Annotated in this window: 30 protein-coding genes; 3 read left to right on the forward strand and 27 right to left on the reverse strand. The window is 67.7% G+C overall.

Translation table 11 applies throughout. The features are described from left to right. The 3 genes from VHB92_RS16520 to VHB92_RS16530 form a co-directional block, all read left to right on the forward strand. Positions 1 to 559, forward strand: a 559-nt coding sequence (locus VHB92_RS16520) for a KdsC family phosphatase (protein ID WP_325454865.1), incomplete at its 5' end; no start/stop codon positions are given. Then, positions 556 to 1,443 (forward strand): N-acetylneuraminate synthase family protein, encoded by an 888-nt coding sequence (locus VHB92_RS16525; protein ID WP_325454866.1) that lies wholly within the window; start codon positions 556 to 558, stop codon positions 1,441 to 1,443. The genes VHB92_RS16520 and VHB92_RS16525, both read left to right, overlap by 4 nt. A gap of 3 nt (positions 1,444 to 1,446) precedes the next feature. Further along, a complete protein-coding gene (locus VHB92_RS16530) occupies positions 1,447 to 2,727 on the forward strand; it encodes a DUF6716 putative glycosyltransferase (RefSeq protein WP_325454867.1) in 1,281 nt (426 codons plus the stop codon). A gap of 232 nt (positions 2,728 to 2,959) precedes the next feature. On the opposite strand, the gene truA is transcribed toward VHB92_RS16530, so the two are convergent. The 27 genes from truA to rplB form a co-directional block, all read right to left on the reverse strand. Then, positions 2,960 to 3,877, reverse strand: coding sequence for a tRNA pseudouridine(38-40) synthase TruA (gene truA, locus VHB92_RS16535; protein ID WP_325454868.1), 918 nt, complete (start codon positions 3,875 to 3,877; stop codon positions 2,960 to 2,962). A 245-nt stretch (positions 3,878 to 4,122) separates the two neighbouring features. Beyond that, positions 4,123 to 4,758, reverse strand: coding sequence for a 50S ribosomal protein L17 (rplQ, locus tag VHB92_RS16540; protein ID WP_325454869.1), 636 nt, complete (start codon positions 4,756 to 4,758; stop codon positions 4,123 to 4,125). Positions 4,759 to 4,831: 73 nt separating this feature from the next. Beyond that, a complete protein-coding gene (locus VHB92_RS16545) occupies positions 4,832 to 5,821 on the reverse strand; it encodes a DNA-directed RNA polymerase subunit alpha (protein WP_325454870.1) in 990 nt (329 codons plus the stop codon). A 154-nt stretch (positions 5,822 to 5,975) separates the two neighbouring features. Next, a complete protein-coding gene (gene rpsK, locus VHB92_RS16550) occupies positions 5,976 to 6,374 on the reverse strand; it encodes a 30S ribosomal protein S11 (protein ID WP_170024924.1) in 399 nt (132 codons plus the stop codon). 39 nt (positions 6,375 to 6,413) lie between these two features. After that, the gene (rpsM, locus tag VHB92_RS16555) at positions 6,414 to 6,788 is read right to left on the reverse strand and encodes a 30S ribosomal protein S13 (protein WP_325454871.1); all 375 of its coding nucleotides are present in this window, start codon (positions 6,786 to 6,788) and stop codon (positions 6,414 to 6,416) included. A 256-nt stretch (positions 6,789 to 7,044) separates the two neighbouring features. Continuing rightward, positions 7,045 to 7,161, reverse strand: a complete 117-nt coding sequence (gene rpmJ, locus VHB92_RS16560) for a 50S ribosomal protein L36 (protein WP_146320319.1) — start codon at positions 7,159 to 7,161, stop codon at positions 7,045 to 7,047. Positions 7,162 to 7,248: 87 nt separating this feature from the next. Then, on the reverse strand, positions 7,249 to 7,470 hold the full coding sequence (gene infA, locus VHB92_RS16565) for a translation initiation factor IF-1 (RefSeq protein ID WP_011186713.1): 222 nt from the start codon (positions 7,468 to 7,470) through the stop codon (positions 7,249 to 7,251). A 254-nt stretch (positions 7,471 to 7,724) separates the two neighbouring features. Then, entirely contained in the window at positions 7,725 to 8,603 is an 879-nt protein-coding gene (locus VHB92_RS16570; RefSeq protein WP_325454872.1) for an aminodeoxychorismate lyase, read from the reverse strand. A 40-nt stretch (positions 8,604 to 8,643) separates the two neighbouring features. After that, on the reverse strand, positions 8,644 to 9,477 hold the full coding sequence (gene map, locus VHB92_RS16575; protein ID WP_325454873.1) for a type I methionyl aminopeptidase: 834 nt from the start codon (positions 9,475 to 9,477) through the stop codon (positions 8,644 to 8,646). Between the two features lie 6 nt (positions 9,478 to 9,483). Next, on the reverse strand, positions 9,484 to 10,113 hold the full coding sequence (locus VHB92_RS16580; protein ID WP_325454888.1) for an adenylate kinase: 630 nt from the start codon (positions 10,111 to 10,113) through the stop codon (positions 9,484 to 9,486). A 2-nt stretch (positions 10,114 to 10,115) separates the two neighbouring features. Beyond that, entirely contained in the window at positions 10,116 to 11,438 is a 1,323-nt protein-coding gene (secY, locus tag VHB92_RS16585; protein WP_325454874.1) for a preprotein translocase subunit SecY, read from the reverse strand. Between the two features lie 121 nt (positions 11,439 to 11,559). Continuing rightward, a complete protein-coding gene (rplO, locus tag VHB92_RS16590) occupies positions 11,560 to 12,198 on the reverse strand; it encodes a 50S ribosomal protein L15 (protein ID WP_325454875.1) in 639 nt (212 codons plus the stop codon). After that, complete coding sequence (gene rpmD / locus VHB92_RS16595) at positions 12,198 to 12,380, reverse strand: 50S ribosomal protein L30 (RefSeq protein WP_210416002.1); 183 nt, start codon at positions 12,378 to 12,380, stop codon at positions 12,198 to 12,200. The genes rplO and rpmD overlap by 1 nt, the downstream gene beginning before the upstream one ends. Continuing rightward, positions 12,380 to 13,111: a 30S ribosomal protein S5 gene (gene rpsE, locus VHB92_RS16600; protein ID WP_325454876.1), complete on the reverse strand. Its 732-nt coding sequence runs from the start codon at positions 13,109 to 13,111 to the stop codon at positions 12,380 to 12,382. The genes rpmD and rpsE overlap by 1 nt, the downstream gene beginning before the upstream one ends. Then, on the reverse strand, positions 13,108 to 13,467 hold the full coding sequence (rplR, locus tag VHB92_RS16605) for a 50S ribosomal protein L18 (RefSeq protein ID WP_325454877.1): 360 nt from the start codon (positions 13,465 to 13,467) through the stop codon (positions 13,108 to 13,110). The genes rpsE and rplR overlap by 4 nt, the downstream gene beginning before the upstream one ends. Positions 13,468 to 13,469: 2 nt before the next feature. Next, entirely contained in the window at positions 13,470 to 14,006 is a 537-nt protein-coding gene (rplF, locus tag VHB92_RS16610) for a 50S ribosomal protein L6 (RefSeq protein WP_325454878.1), read from the reverse strand. Positions 14,007 to 14,010: 4 nt separating this feature from the next. Then, positions 14,011 to 14,409 carry a 30S ribosomal protein S8 gene (gene rpsH, locus VHB92_RS16615; protein ID WP_325454879.1) on the reverse strand — a complete coding sequence of 133 codons (399 nt, stop codon included), beginning with the start codon at positions 14,407 to 14,409 and terminating at the stop codon, positions 14,011 to 14,013. A gap of 170 nt (positions 14,410 to 14,579) precedes the next feature. Further along, complete coding sequence (rplE, locus tag VHB92_RS16620; RefSeq protein ID WP_325454880.1) at positions 14,580 to 15,164, reverse strand: 50S ribosomal protein L5; 585 nt, start codon at positions 15,162 to 15,164, stop codon at positions 14,580 to 14,582. After that, on the reverse strand, positions 15,164 to 15,523 hold the full coding sequence (rplX, locus tag VHB92_RS16625; protein WP_325454881.1) for a 50S ribosomal protein L24: 360 nt from the start codon (positions 15,521 to 15,523) through the stop codon (positions 15,164 to 15,166). The genes rplE and rplX overlap by 1 nt, the downstream gene beginning before the upstream one ends. Before the next feature lie 3 nt (positions 15,524 to 15,526). Then, positions 15,527 to 15,895, reverse strand: a complete 369-nt coding sequence (gene rplN / locus VHB92_RS16630) for a 50S ribosomal protein L14 (RefSeq protein WP_325454882.1) — start codon at positions 15,893 to 15,895, stop codon at positions 15,527 to 15,529. A 33-nt stretch (positions 15,896 to 15,928) separates the two neighbouring features. Next, the gene (gene rpsQ / locus VHB92_RS16635; protein ID WP_325454883.1) at positions 15,929 to 16,273 is read right to left on the reverse strand and encodes a 30S ribosomal protein S17; all 345 of its coding nucleotides are present in this window, start codon (positions 16,271 to 16,273) and stop codon (positions 15,929 to 15,931) included. After that, entirely contained in the window at positions 16,273 to 16,593 is a 321-nt protein-coding gene (rpmC, locus tag VHB92_RS16640; protein WP_325454884.1) for a 50S ribosomal protein L29, read from the reverse strand. Before rpmC ends, rpsQ begins: the two co-directional genes overlap by 1 nt. Beyond that, positions 16,593 to 17,012 (reverse strand): 50S ribosomal protein L16, encoded by a 420-nt coding sequence (rplP, locus tag VHB92_RS16645; protein WP_325454885.1) that lies wholly within the window; start codon positions 17,010 to 17,012, stop codon positions 16,593 to 16,595. Before rplP ends, rpmC begins: the two co-directional genes overlap by 1 nt. A gap of 2 nt (positions 17,013 to 17,014) precedes the next feature. Continuing rightward, positions 17,015 to 17,773, reverse strand: coding sequence for a 30S ribosomal protein S3 (gene rpsC, locus VHB92_RS16650; protein ID WP_325454886.1), 759 nt, complete (start codon positions 17,771 to 17,773; stop codon positions 17,015 to 17,017). Continuing rightward, entirely contained in the window at positions 17,773 to 18,138 is a 366-nt protein-coding gene (rplV, locus tag VHB92_RS16655) for a 50S ribosomal protein L22 (protein ID WP_325454887.1), read from the reverse strand. Before rplV ends, rpsC begins: the two co-directional genes overlap by 1 nt. A 26-nt stretch (positions 18,139 to 18,164) precedes the next feature. Further along, positions 18,165 to 18,446: a 30S ribosomal protein S19 gene (gene rpsS / locus VHB92_RS16660; protein ID WP_022900930.1), complete on the reverse strand. Its 282-nt coding sequence runs from the start codon at positions 18,444 to 18,446 to the stop codon at positions 18,165 to 18,167. Between the two features lie 13 nt (positions 18,447 to 18,459). Next, positions 18,460 to 19,299, reverse strand: coding sequence for a 50S ribosomal protein L2 (gene rplB, locus VHB92_RS16665; RefSeq protein ID WP_325454889.1), 840 nt, complete (start codon positions 19,297 to 19,299; stop codon positions 18,460 to 18,462). Positions 19,300 to 19,330: the final 31 nt, after the last annotated feature.

Here is a 19,330-nt window from a genome sequence, read left to right on the forward strand (position 1 = left end):
CGGCGCAGAACTCGATGAAGAGCTCGCGTCAGCGCTGAACGACGATGTCTCCGCGCTGGACGACGACGCCGGCCTTGGCCGGATCGAGGCGGTCGTCACGGACTTCGACGGCGTGCACACCGACGACACGGTGGTCGTGGACCAGAACGGCGTCGAATCCGTCACGGTCAACCGCAGGGACGGGCTGGGCGTCCGGCTGTTGCGGGAAGCGGGGATCCCGGTGCTCATCCTCTCCACCGAGCCGAACGCCGTCGTGGCCGCGCGCGCCGCCAAACTCGGCGTTCCCGTGCTGCACGGGGTCGACGACAAACGGACGGCGTTGACCGAGTGGGCTGCCGAGGCTGGCGTGCGACTGGAGAACGTCGCATACCTCGGCAACGACGTGAACGACCTCGAGGCGCTGTGCGCCGTCGGCTGGCCGTTCGTGGTGCGCGACGCGCACCCCGAGGCGATCGGCGCGGCCCGCAGAGTGCTGTCCGCGCGAGGCGGGGCCGGCGCCGTGCGGGAGCTGGCCGAACTCATCCTGCAGCACACGCTCCAGCAGAAAGCGAACGCATGACCATCCACGACAACACCGTGCGCATCGGCACCCGGCACCTCGGCGAGGGGATGCCGGTCTACGTGATCGGCGAGATCGGCCTGAATCACAACGGCGACGTCGAGCTCGCCAAGCGGCTCATCGACGTGGCGGCGGATGCCGGCGCCCAGGCCGTCAAGTTCCAGAAACGCACCCCGGCCATCTCCACTCCCGAGCACATGAAGAGCACGCTGCGGCAGACGCCGTGGGGCGAGATGACCTACCTCGAGTACCGGTACCGCGTGGAGTTCGACCGCGAGCAGTACATCGAGCTCGGCGACCACGCCACCCTTCGCGGTCTCGACTGGTTCGCTTCGCCGTGGGATACGCCCTCGGTCGCCTTCCTGGAAGACCTCAACGTGTGCGCGTTCAAGGTCGCCTCGGCCTCGGTGACCGACCTCGAGCTGCTCGAAGCGATCCACGCGACGGGCAAGCCCGTGATCCTCTCGACCGGCATGTCGACCCTCGACCAGATCGACCGCGCGGTCACGGCGCTCGACGGCTCACCGCTGATCGTGCTGCACGCGACCTCCACCTACCCTCTGCCGGCCGCCGAGGCGAACCTGAGGATGATCAGCACCCTTCGCGATCGCTACCCGGGTGTGCCGATCGGCTATTCCGGACACGAGCCAGGGCTCCAGATCTCACTGGCCGCCGTCGCGCTCGGCGCGGTCGCGGTCGAGCGCCACATCACGCTCGACCGCACGATGTGGGGAAGCGACCACGCGGCGTCGCTGGAACCGGAGGGGCTCCGCCACCTGGTGCGCGACATCCGGGTGATCGAGGAGGCGATGGGCGACGGCGTCAAGCGCGTCTTCCCCGGTGAGCTCGCGCCGCTCGCGAAGCTGCGCAGGGTGGAGGCCTGAGCTGTGACCCGAAGGATGCTCGGCATCGTCGACTCGGACTCGTTCGCCAAGTGGGGCGCGAGCCTGCTGGCCGCGCTGCCCGACGGGTGGGAGACGTCACTCGTCGCCGTGAACACGGCGGCGACTGCCAGCGACGTCCAGCTGTCGACGGCCATCAGACACGCGAGCACGGGCGGCAGGCCCGTTCAGCGGCTCTCGCACCAGCAGGTCGTGGATCACATCCGACGGCACCGGCCGGATGCCGTGCTCGTCGCCACGCGCGGACCGATCGCCGAAGTGCTCATCGACGCCATCATCCGCAAGGTCCCCCGGCGGCCCGTCATCGTGACGGGGCTCCCCGGCATCTCCACTCCCGCCAAGTGGAAGGGCCTGTTCCTGCGGGCCAGGGCCGACCTGTTCGTGCTGCACAGCCACCGGGAGATCCGCGAGTATCGCGCGCTGGCGGCATCGCACGACATGACGCACCGCTTCGGGCTGGCCACCCTCCCCTTCTTGCATGCCGCAGGCGGCATACGTTCCGGGCACAGGCGCGACAGCATCGTGTTCGCGGCGCAGCCAACGGTGCCAGCGGGCCTCGAGGCGCGGCGGATGCTCATGGGCTGGCTGGCCGAGACGGCATCCGCGCACCCTGACGTGCGCGTCGTCGTCAAGATCCGGGCCAGGAACGGCGAGGGGCAGACGCACAGCGAGAAGCATCCGTACGCCGACCTGGTTCCGCAGGATGCGCCGTCGAACCTCGTCGTCGAGGGCGGCTCCATGATGGACCAGCTCGAGCGCGCGATCGGTTTCGTCACGGTGAGCTCGACCGCCACCCTGGAGGCGATCGCGCACGGCGTGCCGTCGCTCGTGCTCGCGGACTTCGGCGTGAGCGGCAAGCTCATCAACGAGGTATTCATGGGAAGCGGCCTGCTCGGCACCTCGCGCGACCTGATCGCGGCGCGGTTCAAGCACGTCGTGCCGTCATGGCGCGAGGACAACTACTTCCACGACGCGGGCGACGATGACTGGTCCGATCAGCTGGACATGCTGCTCACGCTCCGGGAGACGTCCCGGCTTCCGGAACGGGCCGCCGTGCGGGTGAGCAGGGGCGGCCCGCTGCGGTGCGCATGGGAACGCAAGCGGGCGTTCGGGGAGCACGACCGCAGCCTCGCGGGTTACCTCGCCCTGGTTGTCGGAACACCGCTGAGGCTCGCCAGGAACGCGACATCCGCCGTGCTGCCCGGCCCGGGCCGCCGCGAGGCGGTCGACGTGGTGCTCGCCCGCGCCGCCGACGACGCGGTGTGAGGCGCGCCCGCGTCGCACCCCCGGGGCATCCCGGTGTCGCGCACGCCGCAGGCCTCTCCGCCGCCGACGGGTCCGCTCGTTGCCCAGCGGTCCGCTCATCCGCGTCAACGGCCGGACCGGTCGACAGCAAGGGGACCGGTCGCCGCACATTCGCCCCCGAGGAGAGGACGTCGCCGCACACTCACCGGCCGCGATGACGCAGCTGCGCGCTCACCGGCCGACGCGCCTGGGGTCAGAGGATGCGCCTCGCGCGCGTCTGCTCGGCGCGGGCGGCGAGCTCCGAGCCGTGCGGGTACCCCACCTCCATGAGCGTGAGCCCCTTCGCCGGCATCACCTTGAACGCGCTCGTGCGCGTGCCGACGTCGCGCAGCAGCACGAGGTCCTCTGCAGGCAGCCGACCCTCTCCGACAGCGACGCACGCCCCCACGAGAGCCCGAACCATGCTGTGACAGAACGCGTCGGCCTGCACGCTCGCGACGATCACTCCGTCGCCGTGCCTGCGCCAGCGGAACTCCTGCAGGGTGCGGATGGTCGTGGCACCCTCTCGCGGCTTGCAGTACGCCGCGAAGTCGTGCAGGCCGAGCAGCGTGCCGGCCGCGGCATCCATCGCGTCGACGTCGAGGCGAGCCGGATACCAGAGCGTGCTCGCCCGCAGCAGCGGGTTCCGCGGAGTCACGGCGTCGGCGATGCGGTACTCGTACCGCCGCCAGCTGGCCGAGAAGCGGGCGTCGAAGCCCGGCTCCGCGAGGGCGGCGGAGGTGACGACGACGTCGGAGTCGGCCGTGCCGAGGATGCCCGTGAGCCGTCTGCGCAGCGCGGCGGCGGCATCCGCGTCGTCCGCAGCGTTCCGCGGCTTACGCGGCCGCAGGAGCGCATCGACCTGGTCGGGCGTGAGGTCGAGATGGGCGACCTGTCCGAGCGCGTGCACGCCCGCGTCGGTGCGTCCGGCCACCGTCAGCGTCGGTGCCGGCTCGTGCCTCCGGAAGAGCGTGTGCAGCGCCTCCTCGAGCACGCCCTGCACGGTTCGGAGTCCCGGCTGCCTGCTCCAGCCGCTGAAGCCCGTGCCGTCGTACGCGATGCCGAGGCGGATGCGCGTCGTCGCCGCGTGCGGCCCGCCTTCGACGCTTCCCTCGCCGCTCCCCTCGACCACCCGGTCAGTCTAGGGGCCGGGCGGAACGCGCGTCGGTGTCGACCGGCACAGGACTGCGGGCGGTGGGCAGAACCGTGGACGGGGCCGGACGCGGAGACGGACGCGGAGACGGGACGGAGGCGGAGACGGGAGGGAGACGAGGCGGAGACGCCACGACGGGCCACGCGAACTGACGGCCGATGACCGCTAAATGACGGAACCCCCGGCATCCATCGAATGCAGGGGGTTCCGTCGTGCGCTAGGTGTTACTTGTCGTCCTCGCCGGCGTCGATGCTCTCGTCGTCGGTGTCGCTGGCCTCGACGGCCTCCGCAGCCTCTTCGGCGGCCTCGACCTCTGCAGCAGCTTCGGCCTTCTTCTCCGACCTGCTCTCAGACGTGGTCTCCGCGGCCGGTTCGCTCTCCGGGGCCTGCTCTGCCTCGACGGCGTCGGCATCCTTGGTCGCCGCCTCGGCCGCCTCGGCCTTCGCGGCCTCGCGTGCGGCAGGCGACGGCGGGGCGGCCGGTGCCTTGCGCTTCGGGGTCACGGGCTCGAGCACGAGCTCGATGACGGCCATGGGCGCGTTGTCGCCCTTGCGGGGACCGATCTTCGTGATGCGCGTGTATCCGCCCTCGCGGTCGGCCACCTGCGGCGCGATCACGTCGAACAGCTCGTACACCACGCCCTTGTCGCGGATGACGCCGAGCACACGGCGGCGAGCGTGGAGGTCTCCGCGCTTCGCGAACGTGATCAGACGCTCGGCGAGCGGGCGAAGACGCTTCGCCTTGGTCTCGGTCGTCGTGATGCGCTTGTGCGTGAACAGCGCGGAGGCCAGGTTCGCGAGCAGGAGCCGCTCGTGTGCAGGGCCGCCTCCGAGACGGGGACCCTTGGTCGGCTTAGGCATTGTTGTGTCTTTCGTTCTCAGGCCGTTGCACGGCCGGTGTCAGTTCGGATGGGTGGCGTCGCCTGCCGCTGGATCAGCGGTATTCGTCGTCGCCTGCGCTGTAGAAGTGGGTGCCGTCGAACCCGGGAACCGAGTCCTTGAGCGACAGGCCCATCTCCGTCAGCTTGTCCTTGACCTCATCCACCGACTTCTGACCGAAGTTGCGGATGTTCATGAGCTGCGTCTCGGAGAGCGAGACCAGTTCGCTGACGTTGTTGATGCCCTCGCGCTTGAGGCAGTTGTACGAACGCACCGAAAGCTCGAGGTCCTCGATCGGCATGGACAGCTCCGAGCTGAGCACGGCGTCAACTGGCGCCGGGCCGATCTCGATGCCCTCGGCCTGCGAGTTGAGTTCGCGCGCCAGGCCGAACAGCTCGGTGAGCGTGCGGCCGGCCGACGCGATGGCATCCCGGGGGCTGATCGCGGGCTTGGTCTCGACGTCGACGACGAGGCGGTCGAAGTCGGTGCGCTCACCGGCACGCGTGGCCTCCACGCGGTAGGTGACCTTGAGCACCGGAGAGTAGATCGAGTCGATCGGGATCTGGCCCGCCTCGCTGTACTCGTTGCGGTTCTGCTGCGCCGAGACGTAGCCACGGCCGCGCTCGATGGTCAGCTCGACCTCGAAGCGGGCGCTCTCGTTCAGGGTCGCGATCACGAGCTCGGGGTTGTGGATCTCGACACCCGCCGGCGCCGAGATGTCGGCGGCCGTGACCTCGCCCGCGCCCGTCTTGCGCAGGTAGGCGGTGATCGGCTCGTCGTGCTCGCTGGAGACGACGAGACCCTTGATGTTGAGGATGATCTCGGTGACATCCTCCTTCACGCCCGGGATGGTCGTGAACTCGTGCAGCACGCCGTCGATGCGGATGCTGGTGACCGCGGCGCCCGGGATGGACGACAGCAGCGTGCGGCGGAGCGAGTTCCCGAGCGTGTATCCGAAGCCCGGCTCGAGGGGCTCGATCACGAACCGCGAGCGGAACTCCGAGATGTTCTCCTCGGTGAGCGTGGGGCGCTGTGCGATGAGCACTATTGATTCCTTTCGGCTAAGCGTCCGCTATATGACGCTTGCTCTTCATCAGGTATTGAGTTGCGCGGTGGAGCTGGAAGCGGAGGCGTGGACGGCCTCCGCCGCGACCCCAGCGGCGGGGCCCGTCTCGGGCCCCGGACGCGGTGAGAGAGAACTAGACGCGACGACGCTTGGGCGGGCGGCAACCGTTGTGCGCCTGCGGCGTCACATCGTTGATCGAGCCCACCTCGAGGCCCGCGGCCTGAAGCGAACGGATGGCGGTCTCGCGGCCGGAGCCAGGACCCTTCACGAAGACGTCGACCTTCTTCATGCCGTGCTCCTGCGCCTGACGCGCCGCCGACTCGGCGGCGAGCTGAGCCGCGAACGGGGTCGACTTGCGGGAGCCCTTGAAGCCGACGCCGCCCGAGGAGGCCCAGCTGATCACGGCGCCGTTGGTGTCGGTGATCGAGACGATCGTGTTGTTGAACGTCGACTTGATGTGGGCCTGGCCCACGGCGATGTTCTTCTTTTCCTTCTTGCGCGGCTTGCGAGCTGCCGTCTTGGGTGCTGCCATGTTTTCCTACTCCTGAGATCTCGAAGCGCTGGCCCTGGCCTAGCGGGCCTTCTTCTTGCCGGCGACGGTGCGCTTCGGTCCCTTGCGGGTGCGCGCGTTGGTCTTGGTGCGCTGGCCGCGCACGGGCAGGCCGCGACGGTGGCGCAGGCCCTGGTACGAGCCGATCTCGACCTTGCGGCGGATGTCGGCCGCAACCTCGCGGCGGAGGTCGCCCTCCACCTTGAAGTTGCCCTCGATGTGATCGCGAAGGGCGACGAGCTGCTCGTCGGTGAGGTCCTTCACGCGGATGTCCCCGGAGATCCCGGTGGCCTTCAGCGTCTCGAGCGCGCGAGTGCGGCCGATGCCGTAGATGTAGGTGAGCGAGACCTCAACGCGCTTCTCGCGCGGGATGTCGACGCCTGCTAGACGTGCCATGTGCGGCTACTCCTGTTGATCAGGTGGAGGTGTGGAGCAGCATCGGTGCCCGGGCCTCCAACCCGAGGTGTCCACCGCTTGCGCGGTTTCTGATGCTGCAGTTCTTCGCGATGTGAAGTTGTGTCGCCGGATGTCTGGCATCCGGAAGCCGTTTGCTCTGCTGCTGCCGTGTTGCAACGAGGCGCTGCCCTTTGAGATCGCTTACGATCTCAAACGAAAAGCGCTGCCGCGCAAGCGCCACAAGCAGCGGCAGGGCTCAACCCTGCCGCTGCTTGTGGCGCGGGTTGCTGGAGCAGATCACCATCACGCGGCCGTTGCGTCGGATGACGCGGCAGTGCTCGCAGATGGGCTTGACGGAGGGCTTGACCTTCATGAGTGATTCCTTATCGCTGTCCTCGTGCGCCACGACGCGCGGATGCTCCGCGCACGGTGTCGTGGGCCGTTACTTTCCGGTGACTGACTACTTGTAGCGGTAGACGATGCGGCCACGGGTGAGGTCGTAGGGGCTCAGCTCCACGATCACGCGGTCCTCAGGGAGGATGCGGATGTAGTGCTGACGCATCTTGCCCGAGATATGGGCGAGCACCTTGTGACCGTTGGTGAGCTCGACGCGGAACATCGCGTTGGGCAGCGCCTCGATCACAGATCCCTCGATCTCGATTACGCCGTCTTTTTTGGCCATAGCCTCACTATCGCTTCAGGCACTGCAGTGCCGGTCGTGCGGTGGATGGATGGTGTCCGGATACGCCCTCGGGATACCCTCGGGCACACACCACGAAACAGGTGCAAGACACCAAAGATCCATCGTAGGCGATGCCGGACGAGTTCGCCACTCGGATGCCGCGTGGCCTCTAGTGCAACGCGCGCGTGCGGCGTATGATTCCCCGCTTCCGCCGCTGTTGGGTGCTGCATCGGGCACCGCCGACCGGCTGCCGCTCAGTTGCGGCGGGCGAGCAGCGCCGCGTTCATGGCGCGAGTCAGCTCGAGATCGACGGGAACGTCGGCACCGTCGACGGAGGTGACGGGAACCGCGAGCCGCACGCTGGAGACGAGCCACAACGCATCCGCTCGCGTGAGGTCGGATGCGGGCACGAGCGCCTCCTCCGTCCGCAACCCCTGATCGGCCGCGAACTCGAACACGCTCAGCTGGCTCGTGCCGGGAAGGATGCCGATGTCGGTGCGCGGCGTCACGATCCTGTCTCCGAGGCGCAGGATCACGGTCGAGGTGGGAGCCTCCATCACGAAGCCGTCCGACGTGAGGAAGATCACGTCGTCGGCGCCGCGGCGCCTCGCTTCGCGCAACGCGGCCATGTTCACGGCGTAGGACAGCGTCTTCGCACCCGCGAGCAGCCACGGCGCTCGCTGGGCGACGTCGCTGGAGTATCCGCGGTCGAGCGTGACGACCGAGATGCCGGTCTCACGTTCGGCGAAGTCGCCGTCGGCAGGTGTCGCGACGATCCAGCCGGTCGGTCTGCTGCCGCCTTCCGCCCCGCGGGTCAGCACCACCTTGAGCCCACCCTGGCGGTCGGCGGGCAGCGAGGCGGCGGCCACGGTGATCGCGTGCCGCCACTGCGCGTCGTTGGGCACAGGCAGATCGAGCAGCGAAGCGGAGTTGGCCAGCCGCGCCAGGTGGGCATCCAGTGCCTGTGGACGGCCGCCGACGACGCCGAGCGTCTCGAAGACGCCGTCGCCGCGCGCCGCACCGAGGTCGCGCACATCGAGCGTCGGCGTCTGGCCGTCCACCCGATGCACTGAGGACTCGATGCTGGCGGCGGGCGCATCCTCCGGCAGGACGTCGATCATGAAGACAGGCACGTGACCGAGCCTAGAGCGACACGTCGGAAAGCGCCGGTCGCTAGGCCGGACGCACGGGCGTGATGCCGAACGGCTTCAGCCCCGCCGCCCCGCCGTCGTGCGCCGTGAGCACCCAGATGCCGTCTTTGTGCACGGCGACCGAGTGCTCCCAGTGCGCGGCGGACGAACCGTCCTCCGTCGCGACGGTCCAGCCGTCGTCGCGCACGTACGTGTCGGCCGACCCCGTCACGACCATGGGCTCGATGGCCACGGCGAGCCCCGGACGCACCTCGGGACCCTTCTGCCGCACGCCGTAGTTGAACACCGGGGGCGCCTCGTGCATGCGGCGTCCGATGCCGTGGCCGATGTAGTCGGTGAGGATGCCGTACTCGCCGCGCGAGAGGATGTACGACTCGATCGCCTCACCCACCTCGTTGAGGTGCGATGCGCTTGCCAGCGCCGCGATGCCGTGCCACAGCGACTGCTCGGTGACGTCGCTGAGCGCGCGGCGCTCCGCCACGAGGTCGGGCCGCTCAGGGTCGTCGAGCACCATCGTGAAGGCCGCATCGCCGTTCCAGCCGTCGAGGATGGCGCCGGAGTCGATGGAGAGGATGTCGCCAGGCCGCAGCACCCGCTCCCCCGGGATGCCGTGCACGACCTCGTCGTCGACCGAGGCGCAGATCGTGTGCCGGTAACCTGGCTCCAGCTTGAAGTTCGAGCTGCCACCGCGGGCCCGAATGGCGCGCTCGGCGACGGCATCCAGTTCGAGAGTCGTCACACCGGGCCGCACGGCCGAGCGCACGGCGTCGAGGCTGTCGGCCGTCGCCAGGCCGGGCGCGAGCATGAGCCTGAGCTGGGCGGGCGACTTGTAGATGGATCGCCGAAGACCTGGCACGGCGCCTCAGGCCGCCGCGGTGTCGCCGACGACGCCGATGCCGCGCGACGCGAGAGCCTCACGGATGCGCGCAGCCACCTCGTCGACGCTGCCGATGCCGTCCACCTCGACGAGCAGACCGCGTTCGCGGTACACGTCGAGGATGGGAGCGGTCTGCTTCGCGTAGACGTTCTGCCTGTGGCGGATGGCGTCTTCGGTGTCGTCCGCGCGACCCTGCTCGTGCGCCCTATGGGTGAGCCGGCGCACCAGCTCGTCCTGGTCGGCCGTGAGACGGATGACGGCTTCCAGCTTGCCGTCGGATGCCAGCAGCTCATCGAGGAACCGCACCTGGTCGAGCGTGCGCGGGTAGCCGTCGAGCAGGAAGCCCTTCGCGGCATCCGGCTCCGAGAGACGATCGGCGACGAGCTCGTTCGTCAGGTCGTCGGGAACGTAGTCGCCCGCATCCACGATCGCCTTCACCCGCACGCCGAGCTCGGTCTGGTTCGTGATGTGGTGCCGGAAGATGTCGCCCGTGGAGATCGCGGGCACGCCGAACGCGTCGGCGATGAACGTCGCCTGAGTGCCCTTGCCCGATCCGGGCGGGCCGACGATGAGAAGGCGAGCTCCTCGTTCCCGGTTGGACTCTTCGTTCGACACGGTCAACGGAGCAACCCTTCGTAGTGCCTCTGCTGCAGTTGCGAGTCGATCTGCTTGACCGTCTCGAGCCCGACACCCACGATGATCAGGATCGAGGTGCCGCCGAACATGAAGTTCTGGCTGGTGCCGAGCAGCGAGAACGCCACCAGCGGGATGAGCGCCACGATCGCCAGGTAGATCGACCCGGGCAGCGTGATGCGCGTCAGCACGTAGTCGAGGTATTCGGCGGTCGGGCGGCCGGCGCGGATGCCGGGGATGAAGCCGCCGTACTTCTTCATGTTGTCCGCGACCTCCTCCGGATTGAAGGTGATCGCGACGTAGAAGTACGTGAAGCCGATGATGAGCAGCGCGTACAGCAGCATGTACAGCGGATGATCGCCCTTGGTGAGGTAGTTCGTCACCCACGTGACCCACGGCGCAGGCGCCTTGCCCGGTGCAGGCTGGTTGAACTGCGCGATCAGCGCCGGCAGGTACAGCAGGCTGGAGGCGAAGATGACCGGGATGACACCCGCCATGTTCACCTTGATCGGGATGTAGGTGTTGTTGCCGCCGTACGTGCGACGCCCAACCATGCGTTTCGCGTACTGCACAGGGATGCGCCGCTGCGACTGCTCGACGAACACCACGGCTCCCACGATGAAGAGGCCGATCACGATCACGACGAGGAAGATCTCGAAGCCCGAGGTCTGCTGCACGGCCCAGAGCGAGGTGGGGAACTGCGCGGCGATCGAGGTGAAGATCAGCAGCGACATGCCGTTGCCGATGCCCTTCTCGGTCACCAGCTCGCCCATCCACATGATGAGGCCGGTGCCTGCGGTCATGGTGATGACCATCAGCAGCACGGCGTACCACGAGTCATCCGTGACCAGCTGCGAGCACTGCGATGTGCTATTGGAGCCGAAGAGGGCGCCGCTGCGCGCCACCGTGATGAGCGTGGTGGACTGCAGAACGCCGAGCGCGATGGTGAGGTAGCGGGTGTACTGGGTCAGCCTGGACTGGCCGGCCTGACCCTCTTTGTACAGCGCCTCGAAGTGCGGGATGACCACCCTCAGCAGCTGCACGATGATCGACGCCGTGATGTACGGCATGATGCCCAGCGCGAAGATGGACAGCTTCAGCAGCGCGCCGCCGCTGAACAGGTTCACGAGCTCGTACAGACCGGTCGTGCCCTGGTTGGCCGACAGACACGCCTGGACGTTGCTGAAGTCGACGAACGGGGCCGGGATGAACGAACCCAGGCGGAACAGCGCGATGATCCCCAGCGTGAAGCCGATCTTCCGTCGAAGATCCGGGGTGCGGAGAATCCGCCCGATGGCGTTGAACAAGTGAGTTCCTGCTTTCCGGTAAGGAATCGGGCCGGGCGGCCTCGGCGGCCACCCGACCCGACTACTTTACGGGGTGAATCCGGATGCTCGGCATCCGGCGATCACCGCCTGCTGCGGAGGGCTACTTGACGGAGCCTCCGGCGGCGACGATCTTCTGCTCGGCGGAGCCGGAGACCTTGTCGACCTCCACGTTCAGCTTCACGGCGATGTCGCCGCTGCCGAGCACCTTGACCTTCTCGTTCTTGCGCACGGCGCCCTTGGCGACCAGGTCGCTCACGGTGACGTCGCCGCCGGCCGGGTACAACTCGGCAAGCTTCTCCAGGTTGACGACCTGGTACTCGACGCGGAACGGGTTCTTGAACCCGCGCAGCTTCGGCGAACGCATGTGGAACGGCAGCTGGCCACCCTGGAAGCCGGGACGCACCTGGTAGCGCGCCTTCGTTCCCTTGGTGCCGCGGCCGGCCGTCTTGCCCTTCGAGCCCTCGCCGCGTCCGACGCGGGTGCGGTCCTTCTTGGCGCCTGCAGCCGGGCGCAGGTGGTGCACCTTGAGCACCTGCGGACGCGTGACGGCGTCGGCGGTGTCCTTCTTGCCAGCCTTGGCGGACGAGGTGGTCGCGGTCGACTTGCTGTCGTCCTTGGCCGCACTCGTCTTCTCGGCCGGCTTCGAGGCGGCGCTCGCCTTGGCGGCGGGCTTCTTCGCCGAGGTCTTCTTGGCGGGTGTGGCCTCGGCCTCGGCCGGGGTCTTCTTCTCGTCAGCCATTAGTCGATCTCCTCAACCTTCACCAGGTGAGCGACGGTCTTGACGTAGCCGCGGTTCTGCGGGGTGTCCTCGCGAACCACGACGTCGCCGATGCGCTTCAGACCCAGGCTGCGCAACGTGTCGCGCTGGTTCTGCTTCTCACTCACTTTGGACTTGATCTGGGTCACCTTGAGCTGCGCCATTACGCACCAGCCTTCGCGGTTCGGGCGGCCTCGGCCGCCTGTGCCTCTGCACGCAGCAGACGAGCGGGAGCGACCTCGTCGAAGTCGAGCCCCCGGCGGGCGGCAACGGCGCGAGGCTCCTCGAGCTGCTGCAGCGCCTCGACGGTCGCGTGCACGATGTTGATGGTGTTGGACGATCCGAGCGACTTGCTCAGAACGTCGTGGATGCCTGCGCACTCCAGCACGGCACGCACCGGACCACCGGCGATGACACCGGTACCGGCGCCGGCCGGACGCAGCAGCACCACACCGGCGGCCGCCTCGCCCTGCACGGGGTGCGGGATCGTGTTGCCGACGCGGGGGACGCGGAAGAAGTTCTTCTTCGCCTCCTCGACGCCCTTCGAGATCGCCAGCGGCACCTCGCGGGCCTTGCCGTATCCGACGCCCACCAGGCCGTTGCCGTCGCCCACCACGACGAGCGCGGTGAAGCTGAACCGGCGACCACCCTTGACCACCTTCGAGACGCGGTTGATCGTCACGACGCGCTCGAGGAACTGGCTCTTGTCGGCATCCCGGCTGCCGCGGTCGCGGCCCTGGTTGCGGTCCCGACCGCCACGACGACCCTCACGGGCGTCACGGCTGGTCGTGTCCGTGCCTGCCGCCGTCTCGACGGGCTTCTCGGCAGTCGTCTGCTCTGCAGCAGTCTGATCTGCGGCCACGTCCTGCTCCTTCTTGTTCTCGTTGTCGCTCACAGGCTCAGCCCACCTTCCCGGGCGCCGTCGGCGATCGCCGCGACCCGGCCTGCGTACTTGTTGCCGCCTCGGTCGAACACGACCTCGTCGATGCCGGCCTGCTTGGCGCGCTCGGCGACCAGCTCGCCGACCCTGCGGGCCTTGGCGGTCTTGTCACCGTCGAACGCGCGCAGATCCGCCTCGAGCGTCGACGCCGAGGCCAGCGTGTGCCCCTTCGAGTCGTCGACGACCTGCACGAAGACGTGACGCGCCGAGCGGGTCACGACCAGACGGGGCCGCACATCGGTGCCGACGACCTTCTTGCGAAGGCGCGCGTGCCGGCGGTCGCGTGCCGCGGACTTGCTCTTGACACTCATGCTTACTTTCCAGCCTTTCCGGCCTTGCGACGGACGACCTCGCCTGCGTAGCGGATGCCCTTGCCCTTGTACGGTTCCGGCTTCTTAATCTTGCGGATGTTCGCTGCCGCCTCGCCGACGGCCTGCTTGTCGATGCCAGCGACCGTGAGCCTGTTGTTGCCCTCGACGGTCAGCGTGATGCCGGCAGGCGCCTCGACCGTGACCGGGTGCGAGAAGCCGAGCGCGAACTCGACAGCCGAGCCCTTCTGCGCGACGCGGTAACCCGTGCCGACGATCTCGAGGCCCTTCGAGTAGCCCTGCGTCACACCGATGATCTGGTTGTTGATGAGCGTGCGCGTGAGGCCGTGCAGCGAGCGCGAGTCGCGCTCGTCATCCGGACGCGTCACGAGAACCTGGTTGTCCTCGAGTTTCACCTGGATGGGCTGGGCCACCGTGAGCGAGAGCTCGCCCTTCGGGCCCTTGACGGTCACATCCTGCCCGTCGACCTTGACGTCGACGCCTGCGGGGATGTCGATGGGGAGTCTTCCGATTCGGGACATCTTGCTACCACACGTAGGCGAGGACTTCCCCGCCGACGCCCTTCTTCTCGGCCTCGCGGTCGGTGAGCAGACCGGAGGAGGTGGACAGGATGGCGACGCCAAGGCCGCCGAGCACGCGAGGCAGCTCGGTCGACTTCGCGTACACACGCAGTCCCGGCTTGGAGACGCGCTTGATGCCCGCGATGGACCGCTCGCGGTTCGGGCCGAACTTGAGGTCCAGCGTGAGGGTCTGGCCGACACGCGCGTCGGTGACCTTCCAGTCGGAGATGTAGCCCTCGTTCTTGAGGATTTCGGCGATGTGCGCCTTCAGCTTCGAGCTCGGCATCGACACGGTGTCGTGGTACGCCGAGTTCGCGTTGCGCAGTCTGGTCAGCATGTCTGCGACCGGATCTGTCATGGTCATGGAGTTCGTCCTTCGTTCATCCGGTATCGGGGCCCTTTACAAGGGAACCGACCGTAGATGGACGCTGGAGCCTGGAGCGACGGTCCGATGGTCCGTCGCAGCGACGCAGGTCCCGGACGGGCTGTGCCCGACCGGCCAAGCCCAGCGAGGGGTGGCTGTGTTCAGTTGTGTCAGTCGTTCGACTTGAACGGGAAGCCGAGCGCCTTGAGCAGCGCGCGACCCTCGTCATCCGTCTTGGCTGTGGTGACGACGGTGATGTCGAAGCCGCGGACCCGGTCGATCCTGTCCTGGTCGATCTCGTGGAAGATCGACTGCTCCTGCACGCCGAACGTGTAGTTGCCGTGACCGTCGAACTGGCGGTCGGAGAGACCGCGGAAGTCGCGGATGCGCGGCAGCGCCAGCGTGAGCAGGCGGTCCAGGAACTCCCAGGCGCGGTCGCCGCGCAGCGTGACGTGCGCGCCGATCGGCTGACCCTCGCGCAGCTTGAACTGCGCGATGGACTTGCGGGCCTTCGTGACCTGCGGCTTCTGACCGGTGATCCTGGTGAGGTCGGCGACCGCACCGTCGATGATCTTGCCGTCGCGGGCGGCGTCGCCGACACCCGTGTTGACGACGATCTTCGTCAGCCCGGGCACCTCGTGCACGTTGCCGTAGCCGAACTGCTCCTTGAGCTGGGCAGCGATCTCGGTCTTGTACTTCTGCTTGAGGCGCGGCTGGATCTTGCCAGCCGGCGCGGCAGTTGCGGTGTCGGTCATTACAGGTCCTTACCTGACTTCTTGGCGTAGCGGACGCGAACGGTCTTGGTCACGCCGTCCTTCGTCACCTTCTCCTCGCGGAAGCCGACGCGGGTCGGCTTCTTGGTCTCCGGGTCGACGAGCGCCACGTTCGACACGTGGATGGGCGCCTCGTGCGTCTCGAGACCTCCGGTCTTGGAGCCGCGCTGGGTCTGGCCGACCTTCACGTGCTTCGTGACGTAGTTGATGCCCTCGACCACGACGCGATCCTGGTCGACGAGCACCTCGATGACCTTGCCCTGCTTGCCGCGGTCTCCGCCGCGGGCCTGGCTCGGACCCGAGATGACCTGCACCAGGTCGCCCTTCTTGATGTTCGCCATGGACTAGATCACCTCCGGTGCCAGCGAGATGATCTTCATGAACTTCTTGTCGCGCAGCTCGCGACCGACCGGTCCGAAGATGCGGGTGCCGCGGGGGTCACCGTCGTTCTTCAAGATCACTGCGGCGTTCTCATCGAACTTGATGTACGAGCCGTCGGAGCGGCGCGTGTTCTTCTTGGTGCGAACGATGACCGCCTTGACGACGTCGCCCTTCTTCACGTTGCCGCCGGGGATGGCGTCCTTCACCGTCGCGACGATGGTGTCGCCGAGGCCGGCGTAACGACGCTGCGAGCCACCGAGAACGCGAATCGTGAGCAGTTCCTTTGCGCCGGTGTTGTCGGCGACCTTCAGGCGTGATTCCTGCTGAAGCACTTCTTACTCCTTGTCACAAGCAAGCCGGAAGGCCTACTTGGCCTTCTCGAGGATCTCGACCAGGCGCCAGCGCTTCGTGGCGCTGGTCGGACGGGTCTCGTTGATGACGACCAGGTCGCCAACGCCCGCCGTGTTCAGCTCGTCGTGCGCCTTCACCTTGGTGGTGCGACGGATGACCTTGCCGTACAGCGCGTGCTTCACGCGGTCTTCGACCTCGACGACGATGGTCTTGTCCATCTTGTCGCTGACGACGTAGCCGCGGCGCGACTTGCGGTATCCGCGGGCGCCGGCCTCCTTGACGTCGTGCGCAGCGTGCTCGTGGCCCGCAGAGGTCTCGGCCGTCGTGGCGTCGGCGGTCTTGGCGTTGGTGGCAGCCATTACTCCGCCTCCTCCTTCGTCTCGGTCTCAGCCTCAGCGGCTGCGGCCTTCTTACTGGTCTTCTTCGTGGCCTTGGCGGGAACCTCGACCGGTGCCGGCGTCGCGCGGATGCCGAGCTCGCGCTCACGGATGACCGTGTAGATGCGAGCGATGTCGCGCTTGACGGCGCGCAGGCGGCCGTGGCTCTCGAGCTGGCCGGTCGCCGACTGGAAGCACAGGTTGAACAGCTCTTCCTTGGCCTTCTTCAGTTCATCGACGAGCTTCTCGTCGTCGAAGGTGTCGAGCTCGACGGGAGCGAGCTCCTTGGATCCGATCGCCATTACGCGTCGCCCTCCTCGCGCTTGATGATGCGTGCCTTGAGGGGCAGCTTGTGGATGGCACGGGTCAGTGCCTCGCGGGCCAGCGTCTCGTTGACGCCAGCCACCTCGAACAGCACGCGACCCGGCTTGACGTTCGCGACCCACCACTCGGGCGAGCCCTTACCGGAACCCATACGGGTCTCGGCCGGCTTCTTCGTGAGCGGACGGTCGGGGTAGATGTTGATCCACACCTTGCCGCCACGCTTGATGTGACGCGTCATGGCGATACGAGCTGACTCGATCTGACGGTTGGTCACGTAGGCGGGCGTCAGGGCCTGGATGCCGAACTCGCCGAAGGTCACCGTCGTGCCACCTGTGGCCTGGCCGCTACGGCCGGGGTGGTGCTGCTTGCGGTGCTTGACTCTGCGGGGAATCAACATGGTTATGCACTGGCTCCTTCTGCCGCGGGGGCCTCGGCCTGAGCGCGGGGCGCACGGCGCGGACGGTCGCTGCGGTCCGGGCGGCCGGACTTGGCGGCAGCCTGCTCGCGAGCGAGTTCCTTGTTGGTGATGTCGCCCTTGTAGATCCAGACCTTCACGCCGATGCGGCCGAAGGTGGTCTTGGCCTCGTAGAACCCGTAGTCGATGTTCGCGCGCAGCGTGTGCAGCGGCACACGGCCCTCGCGGTAGAACTCCGAACGGCTCATCTCGGCGCCGCCGAGGCGGCCGGAGACCTGGATGCGCACGCCCTTGGCGCCGGCGCGCTGGGCACCCTGCAGGCCCTTGCGCATCGCGCGGCGGAACGCCACACGAGCGGAGAGCTGCTCGGCGATGCCCTGAGCGACGAGCTGGGCATCCACCTCGGGGTTCTTCACCTCGAGGATGTTGAGCTGGATCTGCTTGCCGGTGAGCTTCTCGAGGTCGGAGCGGATGCGCTCGGCCTCTGCGCCGCGGCGACCGATCACGATGCCGGGACGGGCGGTGTGGATGTCCACACGCACGCGGTCACGGGTGCGCTCGATCTCGATGCGCGAGACGCCTGCCCGGTCGAGCTGCGTCTGGAGCAGCTTGCGGATCTTGACGTCCTCGGCGATGTAGTCGGCGTAACGCTGACCGGGCTTCGTCGAGTCGGAGAACCAGCGGGACACGTGGTCCGTGGTGATTCCCAGACGGAAGCCGTAGGGGTTGACCTTCTGACCCATTACTTCGTCCCCTCGTCAGGTGTGGCCAGCACAACGGTGATGTGGCTCGTGCGCTTGTTGATGCGGAACGCGCGGCCCTGTGCGCGGGGCTGGAAACGCTTGAGCGTCGTGCCCTCGTCGACGAAGGCGCGGCTCACGTAGAGGTCGCGCTCGTCCAGATACTGGTTCGAGGCATCGGCCTTGACCCTGGCATTCGCGATCGCGGATGCCACGAGCTTGTAGACCGGCTCGCTCGCACCCTGCGGGGCGAACTTCAGGATGGCCAGGGCCTCCTGCGCCTGCTTGCCGCGGATCAGATTGACGACGCGACGAGCCTTCTGAGGCGTAACGCGGATGTGTCGCACGCGTGCGATCGACTCCACCATTTCTTTCTCCTCCTCTGGTCACCGCGTCAGCGGCGACGACCCTTCTTGTCGTCCTTCACGTGTCCGCGGAAGGTGCGGGTCGGGGCGAACTCCCCGAGCTTGTGGCCGACCATCGTCTCCGTGACGAAGACCGGGATGTGCTTGCGACCGTCGTGCACGGCGATCGTGTGGCCGAGCATGGCCGGCACGATCATCGAGCGACGCGACCACGTCTTGATGACGTTCTTGCTGCCGGACTCGTTCGCGCGGACCACCTTGGTAAGCAGGTGCTCGTCGACGAAGGGGCCCTTCTTGAGACTGCGAGGCATCTTCTACTAACTCCTACTTGCGCTTCTTGCCAGCGGTGCGGCGGCGGACGATCAGCTTGTCGCTTTCCTTGTTCGGATGACGCGTGCGGCCTTCCTTCTGGCCCCACGGGCTGACCGGGTGGCGACCACCCGAGGTCTTGCCCTCACCACCACCGTGCGGGTGGTCGATCGGGTTCATCGCGACACCGCGGACGGTCGGGCGCACGCCCTTCCAGCGCATTCGGCCGGCCTTGCCCCAGTTGATGTTCGACTGCTCGGCGTTGCCGACCTCGCCGATCGTGGCGCGGCAGCGGGCATCCACGTTGCGGATCTCGCCGGAGGGCATGCGCAGCTGGGCGTACGGGCCGTCCTTCGCCACGAGGCGGACGGATGCGCCGGCAGAGCGCGCGATCTTGGCGCCGCCGCCCGGCTTCAGCTCGATGGCGTGCACGACGGTACCCGTCGGGATGTTGCGCAGCGGCAGGTTGTTGCCCGGCTTGATGTCGGCGCCTGCGCCCGACTCCACGATGTCGCCCTGCTTGAGCTTGTCGGGAGCGATGATGTAGCGCTTCGTGCCGTCCACGTAGTGCAGCAGCGCGATGCGCGCCGTGCGGTTCGGGTCGTACTCGATGTGCGCGACCTTGGCGTCGACGCCGTCCTTGTCGTTGCGCTTGAAGTCGATCACGCGGTACTGGCGCTTGTGGCCGCCGCCGATGTGGCGGGTGGTGATCCGGCCGGCGTTGTTGCGGCCGCCCGTCTTGGGCAGGGGCCGCAGCAGCGACTTCTCGGGCGTCGACCGGGTGATCTCGGCGAAGTCGGCGCCCGACGAGCCGCGACGACCCGGGGTCGTCGGCTTGTAGTTGCGAATGGCCATGTCTGTTCTCTCCCTGGCCCTCAGCCGACAG

It is taken from the genome of Humibacter sp. (assembly GCF_035547335.1).
Taxonomy (GTDB): domain Bacteria; phylum Actinomycetota; class Actinomycetes; order Actinomycetales; family Microbacteriaceae; genus Humibacter.